We start from the raw sequence: 17,331 nt of genomic DNA, 5'->3' as shown, positions 1-17,331 counted from the left end.
GCATGACGACGATCGAGCAAGACCCGCATCGCCTGGAAATGACCGTGCTGATGACGCCGGATATGGCGAATTTCAGCGGCAAAGTGCATGGCGGCGCCCTTCTGAACCTGCTCGATCGCGTCGCCTTCTCCTGTGCGTCGCGTTATTCCAAGCAATATGCGGTGACGCTGTCGGTCGATCAGGTGCTGTTCAAGGAGTCGATCAATGTCGGCGAGCTGGTCACCTTCCGCGCCTCGATCAACGATACCGGGCGCACCTCCATGGAGGTCGGTATCCGCGTCGAGGCGGAAAACATCCGCTCCGGCCAGCGCCGCCACACCAATTCCTGTTACTTCACCATGGTCGCAGTCGATGAGGCCGGCCGCCCGGTCCGCGTGCCCGAACTGGTGCCGGTGACACCGGTCGATATCCGCCGACACAAGGCCGCCCAGCTTCGCCGGACCTTGCGCCGCGAATTTGCCGAAAGACTGGAATCGGTGGCGGCTACAGGACGCGACGTAGATAAATCGGGAGATGAGTAGATGGTGCAGATCTATGCCTATGACGGCGTGATCCCCGTCATCGACCCGGCCGCCTTCGTGCATCCTGCCGCAACCGTCATCGGCGATGTCATCGTCGGCCCGGCCTGCTACGTCGGGCCGGGCGCCGTGTTGCGGGGCGATTTCGGGCGCATCGTGCTCGAGCGCGGCTCGAACGTGCAGGAGACCTGCGTCGTGCACAGCTTTCCGAACCTCGAGGTCGTTATCGGGGAGGCGGGACATATCGGACACGGCGCGGTGCTGCATGGTTGCAAGATCGGCGCCAATGCCATGGTCGGCATGAACGCGGTCGTCATGGACGAGGCCGTCATCGGCGAAAATGCCATCGTGGCGGCCATGGCCTTCGTCAAGGCCGGTGCCGAAATCCCGGCAAACAGCCTTGCCGTCGGCTCGCCGGCGCGCGTGATCCGCGAGCTTACGCAAGACGAGATCGCATGGAAGCGCCAGGGCACCACCATCTATCAGCGCCTGGCGCTGGAGGCGAAGGAGAAGCTGGTGGCCGTCGAGCCGCTGACCGCGCCCGAGCCGGACCGACGCCGCATTCGCGCGCCGGAATACGATCCGCTGATTCTCGAAAGGATGAAGCTCGGCGACTGACCGGCCGCGTCAACGGACGGCCTTGATTCCTTCGAGGATGAGAGTGGTCGCGATATCGGCGTATTCGTCGCGGGTGATGGGGCCATTGGGCCTGAACCACATATAGACCCAGTTCATCATGCCGAAGAGCGACATGGTGACCGGCATCAGCAACGGCTTGTTCTTGTTCAGGTCCGGGTTGAGGTCTTCGATGATGCCGGAGAAGCGCTTGACGATGCGCCTCTCGATCGTCCGCAGCTCCGACAGCTGCGCCGGCGATAGGGCATGCGTGCCGTTGAGCTGTACCTTGTGCTCGTTGTCGGCGCCTTCATAGCTTTTCAGCACGGCCTTCACGAGCAGTTGCAGCCGCTCCCGTGGCGTCACATCGGTGCGATCGGCGGCTCCGATCGCGCTTTCCAGCTCGGTCAGATGCGTTTGTACGATGTCGAAGATCAGCGCGTCCTTGCTGGGATAGTAGTGATAGAGCAGAGCTTTCGAGACATTGCTATGCGAGGCGATCATCGACATGGATGCTTTCTCCATGCCCATCTCGGCGAATACCGCCGCCGCGCTCGCCAAGATGCCACGCTGCTTTTCCTCGAAATCAACTGCGCGCGTGCGTGCCATGTGATCCTGCTCTGCTCATTCCCCGCCGATTGTGGCCGCATTTTGCGGCCGACATTTCCTATATACAATCAAATCCCCGTCAGGCTATCCCGTTGGATGCCCAATCACTCTTTCGGGCGGTTGTCGACCACGCGTTTTGCCTTGCCTTCGGAGCGTGCGACGCCGCCCGGCGGATGGACGGTGATCCTGGTCGTCACGCCGACCACGCTCTTGATGTGGTGGGTGAGTTCCTTGGCCGAAACGTTTCGCGCCGTTTCATCCGCCGCCTCCAGCGTGCACTCCACATGCACGGTCATGTTGTCCATGCGGCCGGAGCGTGTCAGCTCGATCTGGAAGTGCGGCGCAAGCCCACGACATTTCAGGATCTGTTCCTCGATCTGCGTCGGGAAGACGTTGACGCCGCGCAGGATCATCATGTCGTCGGAGCGTCCCGTGACCTTCTCCATGCGGCGCATGGAGCGTGCCGTGCCGGGCAGTAGCCGCGTCAGGTCGCGCGTGCGGTAACGGATGATCGGCAGGCCTTCCTTGGTCAGCGTGGTGAAGACCAGCTCGCCGATCTCGCCGTCCGGCAGCACGGCGCCTGTCACCGGATCGATGATCTCCGGATAGAAGTGGTCTTCCCAGATGTGCAGCCCATCCTTGCTTTCGACGCATTCGCTGGCGACGCCCGGGCCCATGACTTCCGACAGGCCGTAAATATCGACGGCATGCATGTCGAACGAGTGCTCGATTTCCTCGCGCATCGCATTGGTCCAAGGTTCCGCCCCGAAGATGCCGACGGCAAGCGAGCTTTCGCGCGGGTCGAGGCCCTGGCGGCGGAACTCGTCGAGGATCGAAAGCATGTAGGAGGGTGTGACCATGATGATGCGCGGCTTGAAATCCTGCATCAGCGTGACCTGCCGTTCCGTCATGCCGCCGGAGATCGGAACGACCGTGCAGCCGAGCTTCTCTGCGCCATAGTGAGCACCGAGGCCGCCGGTGAAGAGCCCATAGCCATAGGCGACATGCACCACATCGCCGGCGCGGCCGCCGGAGGCACGGATCGAACGGGCGACGACGGTCGCCCAGGTGTCGATGTCCCTGGCCGTATAGCCGACGACCGTCGGCTTGCCCGTCGTGCCGGAGGAAGCGTGGATACGGGCGAGCTTTTCGCGCGGCACGGCGAACATGCCGAAAGGATAGGTATCGCGAAGATCCTTCTTGGTGGTGAAGGGAAATTTGGCGAGATCCGATAACGTCTTCAGGTCGGAAGGATGCACGCCTGCTTCGTCGAAACGCTGCCGGTAGAAGGGGGAATTCTCGTAGGCATGGGTGAGCGACCACTTCATGCGCTCGAGCTGCAGCCCGGAAATTTCGTCGCGCGAGGCTATCTCTATTGCCTCAAGCTCGCCGGGGCGGGGTGAAAGATCTTCCATGAACGTCTCCTCCGAGAATGCGTGGTGTGCCGGCTTCAATCTTGTTCCGGCAAAAGGGTGCCCTTGACTGTGCGCGAGTGGCCGCGGAATTCCGCGATCTGCTCGCCCTCCTGATTGGTGATTGCGATGTCGTAGATGCCGCCACGCCCGCGGCGCGACACCTCCCGTGCCGTCGCCTTCAGCCGGTCGCCCTTGAAAGCCGGCGCGATATAGGTCACCGAACAGTGCTGGGCGACGGCGCGCTGGTTGTAGGTATTGCAGGCGAATGCGAAGGCCGAGTCGGCCAAGGCGAAGATGTAGCCGCCATGGCAGGTGCCATGACCGTTCGTCATGGCCTCGGTGACGACCATCGACAGGGTCGCCTCGCCGGGCGCCACGGCAAGCAGTTCCATGCCAAGATGGCGGGTGGCGTTGTCGTCGTCCCACATGGATCTCGCGCAGGCTTGCGCAAGCGCCTGCGGGGAAAGGCTGTCGGCCATGCTCATTGCCCCTTGAACTCCGGCTTGCGCTTTTCGAGGAAGGCGGTGACGCCCTCGGCATAATCGGCGCTGTGGCCGGCCTCGCGCTGCAGGTCGCGTTCGAGATCGAGCTGTTCGTCGAGCGAATTGGTTGCCGCCGCCTGAATGGCGCGCTTCGTCAGGCCGAGGCCCTTGGTCGGGCCGGCCGCGAGGCGAATGGCGAGGGCCTTTGCCTCGTCCATCAGCTTGTCGTCATCGATCGCGCGCCAGATCAGGCCCCAGTTGGCTGCCGTTTCCGCATCCAGAGGCTCCGCGGTCAGCGCCAGCGCCTTGGCGCGGGCCTCGCCGACAAGCCGCGGCAGGTTCCAGGTGCCTCCGGAATCCGGCACGAGGCCGATTTTCGCGAAGGCCTGGATGAAGCGTGCCGAACGGGCGGCAAGCGTGATGTCACAGGCAAAGGCGATATTGGCGCCGGCACCGGCGGCGACGCCGTTGACCGCGCAGACGACCGGCTTTTCCAGACTGCGGATGAGGCGGAGCAGCGGGTTGTAGAAGGTCTCGATCGTATGACCGAGATCCGGCGTGCCCTTGCGCGGGTCGCGGTCGCCGAGGTCCTGGCCGGCCGAGAAGCCGCGGCCGGCTCCCGTCAGCAGAACCGCCCGTACATCCCCATCCTTGTGCGCGCGTTCGAAGCCGGCGCGCAGCGCGAGATGCATTTCCTCGTTGAAGGAATTGAGTTTGTCGGGTCGATTGAGTGTGAGGCTTAGAACGCCATCGGCAAGCGTCGAAAGAATGGTGTCGGAATCGGACATGTATCCTCCCTGTCACCTTTCCCAGCGGTGACCGTGAAAAAACTCTTGCATAAACCGACCGGTCAGTCAATTATAAAAGCACCGATTGGGAGGAACAATAATGACAGCACTATTCGAGCGCCATCGCGAAACGCTGCGAGCCGCCCTGGATGCGGCCGCAAAACGCGACTATTGGTCCGCCTATTCCGAAATCCCCAGCGGCAAGATCTACGGTGAAACTGCCAGGGACGATGGTCTTGCCGCCTATGAGGCAAGGCTTGCAACGCCCTTCGAGATGGCCGGGCATCCGGTGCAGCACAGGGTCGGCGCGGAAGTCTCGCCCTATGGGCCATCGCTCGGCATCAGCTATCCTGCAGCATCCGCCGATGCGCTTGTTTCGGCGTCCCGGGCTGCTGCGCGGCAATGGGCATCTGCGTCCGTCGAGGCGCGCGCCGGCATCTGCCTTGAAATTCTCGCCCGCCTCAATGCTCATAGCTTCGAAATGGCGAATGCCGTGATGCATACGACGGGGCAGGGCTTTGCCATGGCTTTCCAGGCCGGCGGCCCGCATGCGCAGGATCGCGGCCTCGAAGCTGTCGCCTACGCCTACGCCGAGATGTCGCGCACGCCGGCCGAGGCAATCTGGACGAAGCCGCAGGGCAAGAGTGAGCCGCTCGTGCTGGAAAAGCACTGGCGCATCGTGCCGCGCGGGATTTCTCTTGTGATTGGTTGCAATACCTTTCCCACCTGGAACAGCTATCCGGGCTTGTTCGCCAGCCTGGCCACCGGCAATACCGTCATCGTCAAGCCGCATCCGGCAGCGATCCTGCCGCTCGCCATCACCGTCGAGATCATCAGGCAGGTGCTGGCCGAGGAAGGCTTCGATGCCAATGTCGCGCTGCTCGCCGCCGATGCGAGCGGTTCCGAGATCACCAAGGAACTCGTCCAGCATCCGGCAATCGCAATCATCGACTACACCGGCTCCGGCGGCTTCGGCGACTGGGTGCGCGCCCATGCCGGCAATGCCGATGTCTATACGGAAGAGGCCGGGGTCAATTCGATCGTCATCGGCGCGACGGATAATTTTGCCGGCATGTGCGGCAACATCGCCTTTTCCCTGTCGCTCTATAGCGGCCAGATGTGCACCGCGCCGCAGGATATTTTCGTGCCGCGCTCCGGCATCGATACGGATGAAGGCCACAAGAGCTTCGATGATGTCGCCGCCGGCATTGCCGCTGCCGTCGATGGCCTGTTGTCCGATCCGGCGCGTGCCGCCGGCGTCTGCGGTGCAATCGCCAATCCGGCGTCGCTTGCCCGTGTGGCCGAGGCCCGGTCGCTTGGCCGCATCGTGCGCGATTCCGCGCCAATCGAAGGCCTGCACGACGCACGCACGGCGACGCCATTGATCCTTGCCGTCGATGCCGTCGACGAGGCTGCCTATGGCGAGGAGCGCTTCGGACCCATCGCCTTCGTCGTCGCCGTGGATGATGCCGCTGACGGCGTGAGCCGCGCGGCCCTATTGGCCGAACGAAAAGGCGCGATCACGGCGGCGCTTTACGAGACCAGCGAGGCACGCATCCTGGCCGCCGCGGACCGTTTTGCTGAGGCTGGCGTCAATCTTTCGGTCAATCTGACCGGTGGCATCTATGTGAACCAGAGCGCGGCCTTCAGCGATTTCCACGTTACCGGTGCGAACCCGGCAGGCAACGCCAGCCTGACGGATGCTGTCTTCGTCGCCAACCGGTTTCGTGTCGTCATGTGGCGCCGCCCCGCCGCGGCGTGACGGGACGCGGTTTAAGAAATTCTGAACACCCGTATTGATCGCGAATGACATCGCCTATCGAGGATTGTGAGATCATGACCGTCACCATTACGCATGAGGGCGCAATCGCCGTCGTCACCGTCGACAATCCGCCCGTCAATGCGCTTTCGCAGGCATTGCGCCAGGCGCTGGCCGAGGCGGTTTCCGCTATCGATGCGGATGCGAGCGTAAGCGCGGCCGTCCTCATCTGCGCCGGGCGCACCTTCATTGCCGGGGCCGACGTCAGCGAATTCGGCAAGCCTCCGCTCCCTCCGCATCTTCCCGATGTCGTTGCCGGCATTGAGGGTGCGGGCAAGCCATGGGTGGCGGCGATCCACGGCAGCGCGCTTGGCGGTGGTCTCGAGGTGGCGCTCGGTTGCGCTTATCGTGTCGCCGCCGCGACGGCAAACCTCGGCCTGCCAGAGGTGAAGCTCGGCCTCATTCCCGGCGCTGGCGGCACGGTTCGCCTGCCGCGGCTGATCGGCGGCTCGGCTGCCGTCGACCTGGTGACGGGCGGCGGTTCGATCGATGCGCGAAAGGCCGCCGCACTCGGTCTCGTCGATACCGTTGTCGAGGGCGATCTTGCATCGGCTGCCATTGCCTTCGCACGGAAGATTGTGGACAAGCCCAGGCCACAGCCGATTTCGGAGCGCAATGTTCCCGCCGTCGAGGACGGTTTCTGGGAGCATGCGGAAAAAGCCGTCGCAGCCAAGGCGAAGCGGGAAATTGCCCCTCTTCGCGCGCTCGCCTGTGTTCGCAGGGCGTGCGAGGCGGATTTTGCGGCCGCAATGGCCTTCGAGCGCGAGACGTTTCTGGATCTGCGCGGCTCCGCGCAGGCTGCCGCCTTGCGGCATGTCTTCTTCGCCGAGCGGGCCGCACCTCGTCCTCCGGAGCTTGCCGGCGCCGTGCCGCGCGCTATTCGTTCTGCTGCCGTCGTCGGTGGCGGCACCATGGGGGCGGGCATTGCCGCGGCCCTGCGGGATGCTGGCCTGCCAGTCGTTCTTGTCGAGCGTGACGAAGCAGCCGTCGAGCGCGGCCTCGCCAATGTCAGCCAGATCTTCGAAGGTTCTGCAAAGCGGGGTCGCATTTCGCCTGCCGTCGCGGCGGAGCGGATGGCTGGCGTCGTCGGCACCAATGGCTACGGGTTGCTCGCCGATACCGATCTCGTCATCGAGGCGGTTTTCGAGGATCTCGCCGTCAAGCGAGCCGTCTTCGCCAAACTGTCGGAAGTCTGCCGTCCGGACGCGGTGCTGGCTACCAATACGTCCTATCTCGATCCGGACGAGATCGGCGAGGGTCTTGCGCAGCCCGAACGCTTCCTGGGTCTGCATTTCTTCAGTCCCGCCCATGTCATGAAGCTTTTGGAGATCGTGCCGACGGGAACGACGGCGCCGGAAGTGCTGGCGGCAGGCTTTGCACTTGCACGGCTGCTTGGAAAAATTCCCGTCCGTGCCGGCATTTGCGATGGCTTCATCGGCAACCGCATCTTGAAGATTACGCGTGCGCAGGCGGAGCGGCTGTTGCTTTCCGGGGCCACGCCCGCCGCCGTCGATGCTGCCATGCGCGCATTCGGCTTGCCGATGGGGCCATTCGAAGCGCAGGATCTCGGCGGCCTCGACATCGCCGCCTTCCAGCGCAAGGCCGCCCGCGAGCGTGGGGAGACGCCGTTTGCGCCCATAGCCGACCGGCTTTGCGCCATGGAGCGCTTCGGCCAGAAATCGAACGGCGGTTGGTACGACTATCGGCCCGGCGAGCGCACGCCACAACCGTCGGATGTCGTTGAGGCCGTCGTCGGTGAAGAAGCGGCCGGACGACCGCAGAAGACCTGGGACGAGGCATCGATCGTCGATGCCATCGTCCTGCCGATGGTGAACGAGGCGACGTTGATCCTCGACGAGGGCGTTGCCGTCCGCGCTGCCGATATCGATCTCGTCAAGATCCATGGCTATGGTTTCCCGCGCTGGCGCGGCGGCCCGATGCATTATGCGCAAGCCCGCGGCCTTGCCGACGTCGTCGCCGTGCTGGACCGGCTTGCCGCATCGGGTCTTGCCGCGCCACCATGCGCCGCGTTGCGGCGCGCGGCGGAAGATGGCGGCTTCACGTTGCTTGACAGATGACAGCCGGCTGAACGCTGCACTCGCGCTGCGATTGTGTAATCGGCTCGGCCGAGCCTCGACCATTTTCTGAGGAAAATCGGCAAAATCGCGTCGGCGGGCAAGAACTTGGTTGTACACGTTTTGCGGGAAAATCGGCTCCGGCTCTACTCGGTGCCCCTAAATTTTAAAGGAGGTTTGTCACCGCGCAATCTGGCGGAATCGATATATTGAAGCTTGGCTCCAAGGTGCTTTCTTAAGGTTCAAAACCTGGAGAGTCCGATGCTACAGATATTGATGCGACGAGACCGAGAGACTGCGTCTTCGTATTTTAACCAGATGTTTCGCGCGCGAGCGCTCGTTTTCCGGGATCGGATGGGGTGGGACGTCACTGTCGAAGGTGGTCTGGAAATAGACCGCTTCGACGACGAGCACGATCCCATCTATCTGGCCGTGAAGGAAGAGGATGACGTGCTCACGGGCTCGCTGCGCTTGCTGCCGACAACCAGCGAGACGATGCTGTCGAGCGAGTTTCAGCATTTTTTCGATGAGGATCTCGACATTTGCAGCCCCTCGATCTGGGAATGCACGCGGTTCTGCGTGCACCCTCCGGTCGATTCCCGGCATCCGCCGTCGCAGACAGCCGCCGTCGAGCTGCTCTCTGGCCTCTGCCGCTTGAGCCTGAAATCCGGCATCGAGCATATCATGGGTGTTTACGATGCATCGATGGTCGGAGTTTACAGAAGGATCGGATGGTCCCCTGCGCCGCTTGCGCGCTCTCGGCCGGAAATCGGCAATCTCTATGTCGGTCTTTGGGAAGTGAGCGAGGAAACCGATCAGCATCTCGAGCAGCGGTTGAAGGCGATGCGCAAGGATGACCGGAGCCCTTCCCTGCAATTTGCATCCTCATCTCCCGGCAATGTCCAGTTCAGCTTTTGATGATCTCAAGCGAGATCGCTTTCGCAATAGCCTGGTTGGTGGTGCTGACATGAAGCTTGCGGCGGCTTGAGCTGAGATACAGCCGCACCGCGCTTTCGGAAATGCCGAGCCTTGTCGTGATCTGCTTTGGAAGCATGCCCTGCGCCAGCAGCTCAAGGCACTGGGTTTCCCGCTTCGAAAGCTTTCGGCCGGCGCCTTGCTCCCGCAGGCCGGATACAATCATTGATTGTTCATGCAGATAATAGGCGATCACCTGCAGGTCGCCTATTATGCTGTTTCGCAGCCGCTCCCAATCGCTGCCCCGGAGGTTGGAGGTGACCGTAAACAGCGATCGCTCACCGTGCGGCCCTCGAACCACCAGCGTCAGGCCATAGCGGCCGACGTCAAACGTTTCAGCTTCCCGGAAGAACGACGCGCTTTGCGGCGACTTCAGGTCGAGCGAAGACCAGTCGAACGGCAGGAATCCGCTGCGCCCGGCCTGAACGACGGGGTCTATCGAGAAATAATCGTGGGCAATATATGTCTCCACCCATTCTGACGGATAGGTTAGCAGGAGGAGAGGGTTCCGCTGTGAAACCGCAGCGATCTGCGTCACATGAAAAACTGCGTTGGCAAGGCCGTATAGAGAGCAGAACTTGAACAGGAATTGGCGCAGCTCATCGGCCGTGTTCGCCTGAGCGATTTCGGCTAAGCAATGAGATTGACGTGATCCGGTCAACATACATGCACCATGGAAGCTGAGATAAAAGCGGCGCTGGGGCCAAGGAGGGCGCGGATGAAGGTATTTTCCGTTCCTGAATGCTGCCCCGGACTGCGTCTGCCATACATACAACTATTCGGAGGCCGATCGTTCAAAGTCATGATCGGCTTTCTAAAATTGTCGAAAATACAGTCGCTGCCAATCATGCTTGGGTTGTGTCTGTGAATTTATGGGCGCACGTATAAGGTATCGTTCATCAGCGGATATTATCGACAGTATGCGCTATCCATCGGTAATCGCAACTATCGAGCGATCGTATAATTCAGGAATCCGCAACTAAGAGCGTTATTGTGGGAGCTCCCGTTGTTCTTCCGGTCCGGGAGCCGCTACGCCGAGCCGTCAGGAACGTCTTTCGGCTGCACTTTCGTCCCGAACTGGGACGTTCTGCATGTCTTGGGGGCCGCGCGTTTCGGTAGCTGCTCCGACCCACGCAAACGATTCGAGCGTCTTGCCGCCCCATAGCGCCTGCTGTCATCAGTCGCGATTCGGCCATCGTTCCGTGAGGCGCGCGCTTCCGATTGTCCGTCGATATGGGAGCCGCCCTGGTCGTTGTCTTTACAAATGACCGACGGTCAGTCATACGTACGTCTCGTTATCGTTCTAGCTCGGGAGCAATCGGAATGCCCACCCATAGTCATGAGTACGGGAGCGCGGTGCGCGGCAGCACCTGTCCTCAACTTCACCGATAGGAGAAATCCCCGCATGGTCCGTCACGATCTTACCCAATGGCCGCTCGTGCTGTCCGCTGCCCGCGGAGCCATGTCGCCGCAAGAGCAGCTTGCTTTCCTTTGCGACTGGACGTCGTGGCTCGACCGCGACGAACCGTTTACGACCCTGCGGGTTTTCACGGATGTCGATGCGCTCAAGCGCCCCGGAGGAAGTGCAAGAGAGGCGAAAGTCTGGCTTCAGTCCAATGCCGAGCGCATCAGGCGGCTCGTGATCGGTATGGCGACCGTCGTGCCGACGGAGGCCCTGGAGGAGGTGAGCCGGATGAATGCCGAAAAGCTGTTCGGCGTTCCCGCGCAGATGTTCGATGACGTGAACGAAGCGACGATGTGGCTTGCCTCCCTTTCCGCGATGCAAGGGACACCCCTGAACATGGGGTCGGTGCTGCGAAGCCTCGCCGGTTTGTGCAGGCTCTCATGATGGCGTTCGAAGCGCTACCGCCGGAATGCGATGAGACGCATTGGCCACTTGCCATCCTGGTCGCCGAGGCGGGATTGGATTCCAATGGTGTGAGCTCGGGCCTCGACGCGGTTGAGCGTTGGCTGGCATACGAAAAGCCTTTCGCTCTTCTGCTGATCGCAACCTGCGGATCCGTGTTCCAGGGGGATGTCGCCAGGCTCGGCCTGGCGGTGCAACGGATTGACGCTGTCCGTGGCGTTCTTCACCGGCTTCTTCTCGGCGTCGCGGTCGTCGTGCCCACGGCCATGGCCGACATCACGCGGCAAGGTCTCGCTCGCCTTCCGCTGGACATGCCGCTAGAAATCTTCGACAAAAGCCCGTGTGCTGCGGCATGGTTGTGCAAATCCATTCTCGTGCCGGCGGGTCTTGTCATCGACAGCTTGTGAACAAGGAGAAGCCGTGACCGTTACAGACCGCCAGCGTCCGCGCACCAAGCCGCCGGAAATCCGCCGCGAGGAATTGATGGACGCCGCGCAACGCCTGTTTCTGGAAAAAGGCTTTGCCGCCACCAGCGTTGCGGAAATCGTCGATGCCGCCGATGTCGCCAAGGGCACCTTCTACCTCTATTTCCAGACGAAGGATGATGTCCTTGCAGCTCTTCAGGCTCGTTTCATCGAGCGGTTTTGCGAAAGGATAGAGACTGCGGTCAGCGTGGCGGCCTCCGACAGCTGGGCGCAACGGCTCGACGCCTGGATGCAAACCTGCGTTCTCGCCTATCTCGACGAGGTGGCGCTCCACGATCTGGTGTTCCATCAGTTCCAGCCCACGAAGCGGGATATGAAACGCGCCAATCCTGTCGTCAGCCGCCTCACATCCTTCCTTGTCGAAGGTCATGCCGCCGGAGCCTTCTCGTTCGTCGATGCCCGGCTTGCGGCCGTCATGCTGTTCAACGCCATGCACAGCGCCGTGGATGACTGTCTGGCCGACGGCCCCGAAGTCGACAGACAGAGACTGGTCGCAGCCGTTACCGATTTCTGTCGGCGATCTATAAGCGCCTAAGTCGGCGCAGCCCGAGCATATGGGCGTTCATTGCAGACCGCGCCGGGATTTCTTCAGTCTCGAAGCTGCGATCATGGGCAATTTGACAAGCAGACATTTCTTTGCGGACCGGCCCCGGAGGAGCCGGTTGGATAGTTCTGTTCCCTTATTAAAATTATAGGAAATAGCTATTGTCATATAAATGAAATAGTCATTGACTATAAATTTGCTCGCGCCGTTCACGCTAGCCCGCCTCCGATGCTGGCAGGGGTCAAGTCATTGAGCAAAGGAAAGATCATGAAAACGAAATCCATTTTTGCGCTTGCGGGCCTTCTGGCCTCTGTCGCGCTGCCGGCAATGGCAGCGGATGATGTCGTCACCATCTATAGTGCCGACGGTCTGCATGACGGCACGCCGAGCTGGTATGGCAACGAGTTCGACGCCTTCACCAAGGCGACCGGCATCAAGGTCCAATATGTCGAGGCAGGCTCGAGCGGTGTCGTCGACCGGCTGTCGAAGGAAAAGTCCAACACGCAGGCCGACGTTCTCGTCACCTTGCCTCCCTTCGTGCAGAAGGCTGCAAGCGAAGGCCTGCTCGAGGCCTACGCGCCTGCCGGCGCAGACAAGATCGAAGCGCGCGACAAGGATCCCAAGGGCTTCTACGCCGCCATGATCAACAACTATCCGAACTTCATCTACAACAGCTCGGTGCTGAAGACGCCGCCGGCCACCTATCAGGACCTGCTCGATCCGAAGTTCAAGCAGAAGATCCAGTATTCCACGCCTGGCCAGGCCGGTGACGGCACCGCCCTGATGTTGCAGGCATTCCATGCCTTCGGCGGCAAGGATGCGGGACTTGATTATCTCAAGAAGCTGCAGGCCAACAATCTCGGCCCGTCCGCCTCGACCGGCAAGCTCACCACCCTCGTCAACAAGGGCGAGCTTTATGTCGCCAATGGCGACCTGCAGATGAACCTGGCACAGCAGGCCGACAATCCGAACATCAAGATCTTCTTCCCGACCGGCCCGGATGGCAAGAAGACCGCCTTCTCGCTGCCCTACTATATCGGCCTCGTCTCCGGCGCGCCCCATTCTGACAACGGCAAGAAACTCATCGACTTCCTGTTGAGCGAGGATGCCCAGAAGGATGTCAGCGCCGTTGCCCAGGGCCTGCCTGTACGTACCGACGTTCATCCGACGGATGAAAATTTCGCCAAGCTGCATGCCATCATGGACGGCATCGAAATCTGGTCGCCGGACTGGAACAAGGTGCTTGCCGATCTGAAGCAGGACGTCGATGCCTACGGCAAGGCGATCGCGAGCAACTGATGACGATGGCGAACATAAAGCCATCCGAGAACGGGCGGCCGACGGAAACGTCGGCCGCGTCAGCCAAGCGGATTGTCTTCGAGGATGTTTCCGTCGCTTACAATGGCCTCACCGTTCTCGACTCGCTGAACCTCACCGTCAATCCGGGTGAGATCGTCGCTCTGATCGGTCCATCCGGATCGGGCAAGACGACGGCGCTGCGGGCCGTTGCCGGCTTCGTACGCCCCTCGGGCGGCCGTATCATGATCGGTGACCGCGATGTCACCCATCTCGCGCCCTATGACCGCGACATCGGCATGGTGGTGCAGAATTACGCGCTCTTTCCGCATATGCGCGTGGAAGAGAATGTCGCCTTCGGGCTGCGCGCTCGCCGCACGCCGGAGGAGGTCATTCGCGCCCGCGTGCCGGAAGCGCTCGTCATGGTCGGCATGGCGGCCTATGCAAAGCGCTATCCGCGACAGCTTTCCGGCGGCCAGCAGCAGCGCGTCGCGATCGCCCGTGCCATCGCCATCCGGCCGCAGGTGCTGCTGCTGGACGAGCCGCTGTCGGCGCTCGACGCGCAGATCCGCCGCTCGATGGTGGACGAGCTTGCAAGGCTGCATCGCGAGCTGCCGTCCCTGACCGTGCTCTACGTAACCCACGACCAGTCCGAGGCGCTGACGCTCGCCAACCATATCGGCATCATGCGCGATGGCAAGCTCCGGGCCTTCGGCGATGCCCAGTCGCTGTTCCGCTATCCGCCGAACCGCTTCTCCGCGGAGTTTCTCGGCCGTGCCAATCTTCTCGAAGTCAAGGGCGTGGAGCCGCTCGACGAGCAGCGGGCGCAGGTGCGGTTCGGAGATCAGGTGCTGGTGGCGCGCAATCATCACCGTCTGTCTGCAGGCAGCGATTGTCTGCTTTGCGCCAGGCCGCATGATTTCCGCCTCGATGCGCCGCAGGGCGACAGCAACCGGCTGACCGGCGTCGTGCGCAGCGTTCAGTGGCAGGGCGACACCCATAATGTCACCCTCGATGTTGCCGGGCAGGAGGTTCGCATGTCGTCGGCGCCGATGAGTCTGCCGCCCGTTCCGGGCGCGGTGCTGACGCTTCACTTCAATCCGGCCGACGTTACCCTGGTGCCGGAGGATGGCCGTCATGGCTGATGTTGCTGCCGGAACGCTTGAACGGGGACTGCGCTGGGATCGCCTGTGGAGCGTACCGCCGCTGCTCATCCTGGCGATACTGTTCTTCTATCCGCTGGGTCTCATTGCCCGGCAGTCGCTCGGTGATCCCGGCACCTTGTCGCTTGCGGCATTCGCCGAGGTCTTGTCGTCTCGCGAGTTCCATGACGGGCTGCAGCACACCATCGTCATCGCGCTCGGTTCGACGGCGGGATGCCTCGTGCTCGGCTTCGTCTTCTCGCTCGTCATCGCGTTCGTGCCATTTCCCGGCGCGAAGTTCTGCGGGCGGTTGATCGACACCTTCATCGCGCTGCCGACTTTCCTGGTCACGCTCGCCTTCACCTTCATCTACGGCTCGGCGGGCCTCCTCAACGAAGGCCTGATGCGGCTGATGCAGGTCGATTTGCCGCCGGTCGACTTTCTCTATTCGCAATGGGGTGTCATCCTGGCGGAAACGACGGTCTATACGCCCTTCGTCATGCGGCCGCTGCTTGCCACGTTCTCGCAAATCGACCAGGCCCAGATCGAGGTTGCCAGCAGCCTTGGGGCCAAGCCCTGGCGCATCGTGCGGCAGGTCATTCTGCCGGCGGCCATGCCCGCCCTGATCGCCGGCGGCAGCCTCTGCCTGTTGTTGACGGTCAATGAGTTCGGCATCGTGCTCTTCATCGGCGCCAAGGGTGTCATTACGCTGCCCGTTCTCATCTATGCCAAGGCGATCCAGGAGTTCGACTATACGACGGCCTGCGTCATCGCCGTGGTCAATGTTCTGCTGTCGCTCGGTCTTTACAGTCTCTACAGGGCGGCGATCGCTCACTTGGGAGGCAATCGTGCTGATATGGTCTAAATCCGGCCGGTTTCTGGTCTGGGCGTTCGTCGTGCCGCTCTTTGCGATCGTCTATGGCCTGCCGATCGCCGTGATTGCGCTGGCCAGCATCAGCGGGCAGTGGAACGATATCCTGCCCAGCAAGCTGACATTGGTTCACTATGCCAACGCCTTCCGCAGCGATTCGTTCGACAGCCTGAAGGCAAGCATCATCACGGGAGCGCTCGCAAGCGTGGCCGCACTCGTCAGCGGCACCTGGGCGGCGCTGGCGCTGCGCAAGATGAAGCCCTTGCGCAGGCGCGTCCTCGACCTGATCTTCTTCGTTCCGAGCGCGGTTCCGTCTGTGTCCATCGGGCTGGGTCTGCTGGTCGCCTTCAGCCAGCCGCCGCTGCTCCTGAACGGAACCCGCATGATCGTGCTGATCGCGCATTTCGTGCTGATCTCCGCCTTCACCTACGGCAACGTCTCGGCCGGTCTGGCGCGCCTGCCCGTCGAATGCGAGCAGATCGCCGAAAGCCTGGGGGCGCGTCCGTTCTATCGGTTGCGACGCGTCACGCTGCCGCTGCTGATGCCTTATCTCGTCGCCGCCTTCAGTCTCAGCTTTGCGCTGTCGATGGGCGAGCTGGGTGCGACTGTCATGATCTATCCTCCGGGTTGGGTCACCCTGCCGGTCAATATCTTTGCGCTCTCCGACCGCGGCGCCATCTTCGATGCCGCAACGTTGACGATGATCCTCGGGGCCGCGACACTGATCGTGCTATGGGGGCTGTCGCGGCTTTCCAACAGGTCGGTCCTGCGCTGACGTCATGCGGCCGGCGGAGGGCATCCAGTCGAAAGCCGGTTGCCTCGTCGGGACATGCGACTTATTGAAACGGGCAGCTGTACGATTTCCGAAGGTGGGGCTGTCCAGAATGCCGTCTGTAACGCTTGCGCAAATGAAAGCCGTCGAAGCACTGGCGCGCACGGGGAAATTTTCCCGTGCGGCCGAGGACCTCGGCATCAGTCAGCCCTCGGTTTCGACGCAGATCCAGTCGTTCGAGGAACTGTGCCGTACCCGCGTCTTCATCCGCGACGGTCACAATGTCAGCGTCGCGCCGTCGGCGATCGACCTTATTGCCAAGATCCGGATCACGCTGAAATGCCTGAGCGAGGTCGATCGCGCGATCACCGATACGACATCGCTGAACACGGGCACGATCTCGATCGGCTTCAGCGCGCACCGTCTGATCATGCCGATCCTGACGGCATTCGTTCGGGAATATCCGTCCCTGCGCCTGTCGACGCGCGGCGGGCCGTCTCTTGATCTGGCCGATGCCGTGCTGCGCGGTGAGCTCGACGTCGCCGCCATCTCGCAGGTCGCCCCCGACAGCCGCTTTTCCTCGTTGAGGCTGCATGAATCCCGGATCGCGATCTATGGCCGCAAAGGCGATCCGATGCTTGCGAAGGGCCGGCTGGCTCTGGCCGATCTCGACGGGCGCGACATGGTGCTCTGGAACAAGGCTTCGGGCACCCGCACGCTTTTGGAGGATGCCGCCAACAAGCAGGGCGTGCGATTGAAACCGGTTCTCGAGGTGGCGACGCTCGACGTCGCCTACGCCGCTGCCGCCGCCGGGATCGGACTGGCGATCTCCATCGAAGGCGAGGTCCCCCCCGACGACCATATCGAGGTCGTGCCGCTGGTCGAGCCCGAGCTCGCCATCGGCCACTATCTCGTCACCCTGCCGGAATGCCGCGACCACGCCGCCATCCAGGCCTTCTTCGATGTCGCGAAGGACCATGCGCTCGAAGTCGGTGGTGGACTGCCTTCCGCCTGAGCTCAAATTATAGGTAAATCATATAATTTCTGATAATTTATAA

At 62.0% G+C, this 17,331-nt stretch carries 18 protein-coding genes; 13 read left to right on the top strand and 5 right to left on the bottom strand.

What is annotated here, in order from left to right; genetic code table 11:
- The first annotated feature begins 2 nt into the window (after nucleotides 1-2).
- Both ACQZ6J_RS18600 and ACQZ6J_RS18595 read left to right on the top strand, forming a co-directional pair.
- Nucleotides 3-521 (top strand): acyl-CoA thioesterase, encoded by a 519-nt coding sequence (locus ACQZ6J_RS18600; RefSeq protein WP_163992293.1) that lies wholly within the window; start codon nucleotides 3-5, stop codon nucleotides 519-521.
- Nucleotides 522-1,136 carry a phenylacetic acid degradation protein PaaY gene (locus ACQZ6J_RS18595; RefSeq protein WP_449085166.1) on the top strand — a complete coding sequence of 205 codons (615 nt, stop codon included), beginning with the start codon at nucleotides 522-524 and terminating at the stop codon, nucleotides 1,134-1,136.
- 9 nt (nucleotides 1,137-1,145) lie between these two features.
- Here the strand turns inward: ACQZ6J_RS18595 and ACQZ6J_RS18590 are convergent, their stop codons facing one another.
- From ACQZ6J_RS18590 to paaG, 4 genes are all read right to left on the bottom strand, one after another.
- Nucleotides 1,146-1,742 (bottom strand): TetR/AcrR family transcriptional regulator, encoded by a 597-nt coding sequence (locus ACQZ6J_RS18590; protein WP_163992295.1) that lies wholly within the window; start codon nucleotides 1,740-1,742, stop codon nucleotides 1,146-1,148.
- A 104-nt stretch (nucleotides 1,743-1,846) separates the two neighbouring features.
- Complete coding sequence (paaK, locus tag ACQZ6J_RS18585; protein ID WP_449085165.1) at nucleotides 1,847-3,157, bottom strand: phenylacetate--CoA ligase PaaK; 1,311 nt, start codon at nucleotides 3,155-3,157, stop codon at nucleotides 1,847-1,849.
- Nucleotides 3,158-3,192: 35 nt separating this feature from the next.
- On the bottom strand, nucleotides 3,193-3,642 hold the full coding sequence (paaI, locus tag ACQZ6J_RS18580) for a hydroxyphenylacetyl-CoA thioesterase PaaI (protein ID WP_449085164.1): 450 nt from the start codon (nucleotides 3,640-3,642) through the stop codon (nucleotides 3,193-3,195).
- Nucleotides 3,639-4,427, bottom strand: a complete 789-nt coding sequence (gene paaG / locus ACQZ6J_RS18575; RefSeq protein WP_449085163.1) for a 2-(1,2-epoxy-1,2-dihydrophenyl)acetyl-CoA isomerase PaaG — start codon at nucleotides 4,425-4,427, stop codon at nucleotides 3,639-3,641. Before paaG ends, paaI begins: the two co-directional genes overlap by 4 nt.
- Before the next feature lie 100 nt (nucleotides 4,428-4,527).
- On the opposite strand from paaG, the gene paaN reads away from it, so the two are divergent.
- The 3 genes from paaN (at nucleotide 4,528) to ACQZ6J_RS18560 (ending at nucleotide 9,239) form a co-directional block, all read left to right on the top strand.
- Complete coding sequence (gene paaN / locus ACQZ6J_RS18570) at nucleotides 4,528-6,189, top strand: phenylacetic acid degradation protein PaaN (protein WP_449085162.1); 1,662 nt, start codon at nucleotides 4,528-4,530, stop codon at nucleotides 6,187-6,189.
- 74 nt (nucleotides 6,190-6,263) lie between these two features.
- On the top strand, nucleotides 6,264-8,324 hold the full coding sequence (locus ACQZ6J_RS18565) for a 3-hydroxyacyl-CoA dehydrogenase NAD-binding domain-containing protein (RefSeq protein ID WP_449085161.1): 2,061 nt from the start codon (nucleotides 6,264-6,266) through the stop codon (nucleotides 8,322-8,324).
- Nucleotides 8,325-8,582: 258 nt separating this feature from the next.
- Nucleotides 8,583-9,239 (top strand): acyl-homoserine-lactone synthase, encoded by a 657-nt coding sequence (locus ACQZ6J_RS18560; RefSeq protein WP_163992303.1) that lies wholly within the window; start codon nucleotides 8,583-8,585, stop codon nucleotides 9,237-9,239.
- On the opposite strand, the gene ACQZ6J_RS18555 is transcribed toward ACQZ6J_RS18560, so the two are convergent.
- Nucleotides 9,229-9,960, bottom strand: a complete 732-nt coding sequence (locus tag ACQZ6J_RS18555; RefSeq protein ID WP_163992429.1) for a helix-turn-helix transcriptional regulator — start codon at nucleotides 9,958-9,960, stop codon at nucleotides 9,229-9,231. The two genes, ACQZ6J_RS18560 and ACQZ6J_RS18555, sit on opposite strands and share 11 nt — an antisense overlap.
- Nucleotides 9,961-10,701: 741 nt before the next feature.
- On the opposite strand from ACQZ6J_RS18555, the gene ACQZ6J_RS18550 reads away from it, so the two are divergent.
- The 8 genes from ACQZ6J_RS18550 to ACQZ6J_RS18515 all read left to right on the top strand — a co-directional run bounded on the left by ACQZ6J_RS18550 (nucleotide 10,702) and on the right by ACQZ6J_RS18515 (nucleotide 17,288).
- Nucleotides 10,702-11,145: a hypothetical protein gene (locus ACQZ6J_RS18550; protein ID WP_449085160.1), complete on the top strand. Its 444-nt coding sequence runs from the start codon at nucleotides 10,702-10,704 to the stop codon at nucleotides 11,143-11,145.
- On the top strand, nucleotides 11,142-11,570 hold the full coding sequence (locus tag ACQZ6J_RS18545) for a hypothetical protein (protein ID WP_449085159.1): 429 nt from the start codon (nucleotides 11,142-11,144) through the stop codon (nucleotides 11,568-11,570). Before ACQZ6J_RS18550 ends, ACQZ6J_RS18545 begins: the two co-directional genes overlap by 4 nt.
- A gap of 13 nt (nucleotides 11,571-11,583) precedes the next feature.
- The gene (locus tag ACQZ6J_RS18540) at nucleotides 11,584-12,183 is read left to right on the top strand and encodes a TetR/AcrR family transcriptional regulator (RefSeq protein ID WP_449085158.1); all 600 of its coding nucleotides are present in this window, start codon (nucleotides 11,584-11,586) and stop codon (nucleotides 12,181-12,183) included.
- 276 nt (nucleotides 12,184-12,459) lie between these two features.
- Nucleotides 12,460-13,491: a 2-aminoethylphosphonate ABC transporter substrate-binding protein gene (locus ACQZ6J_RS18535; RefSeq protein ID WP_449085157.1), complete on the top strand. Its 1,032-nt coding sequence runs from the start codon at nucleotides 12,460-12,462 to the stop codon at nucleotides 13,489-13,491.
- Nucleotides 13,491-14,633, top strand: a complete 1,143-nt coding sequence (locus ACQZ6J_RS18530) for an ABC transporter ATP-binding protein (protein ID WP_163992311.1) — start codon at nucleotides 13,491-13,493, stop codon at nucleotides 14,631-14,633. The genes ACQZ6J_RS18535 and ACQZ6J_RS18530 overlap by 1 nt, the downstream gene beginning before the upstream one ends.
- Nucleotides 14,626-15,495 carry a 2-aminoethylphosphonate ABC transporter permease subunit gene (locus ACQZ6J_RS18525; protein WP_163992313.1) on the top strand — a complete coding sequence of 290 codons (870 nt, stop codon included), beginning with the start codon at nucleotides 14,626-14,628 and terminating at the stop codon, nucleotides 15,493-15,495. Before ACQZ6J_RS18530 ends, ACQZ6J_RS18525 begins: the two co-directional genes overlap by 8 nt.
- A complete protein-coding gene (locus ACQZ6J_RS18520; protein WP_163992315.1) occupies nucleotides 15,479-16,276 on the top strand; it encodes an ABC transporter permease subunit in 798 nt (265 codons plus the stop codon). The genes ACQZ6J_RS18525 and ACQZ6J_RS18520 overlap by 17 nt, the downstream gene beginning before the upstream one ends.
- Nucleotides 16,277-16,385: 109 nt before the next feature.
- Nucleotides 16,386-17,288: a LysR family transcriptional regulator gene (locus ACQZ6J_RS18515; protein WP_449085156.1), complete on the top strand. Its 903-nt coding sequence runs from the start codon at nucleotides 16,386-16,388 to the stop codon at nucleotides 17,286-17,288.
- Nucleotides 17,289-17,331 lie beyond the last annotated feature (43 nt).

This window comes from Rhizobium sp. A37_96 (assembly GCF_053521765.1).
Note: the sequence above shows the minus strand (reverse complement) of the source record. Positions and strands in the feature narration are given on the sequence as shown.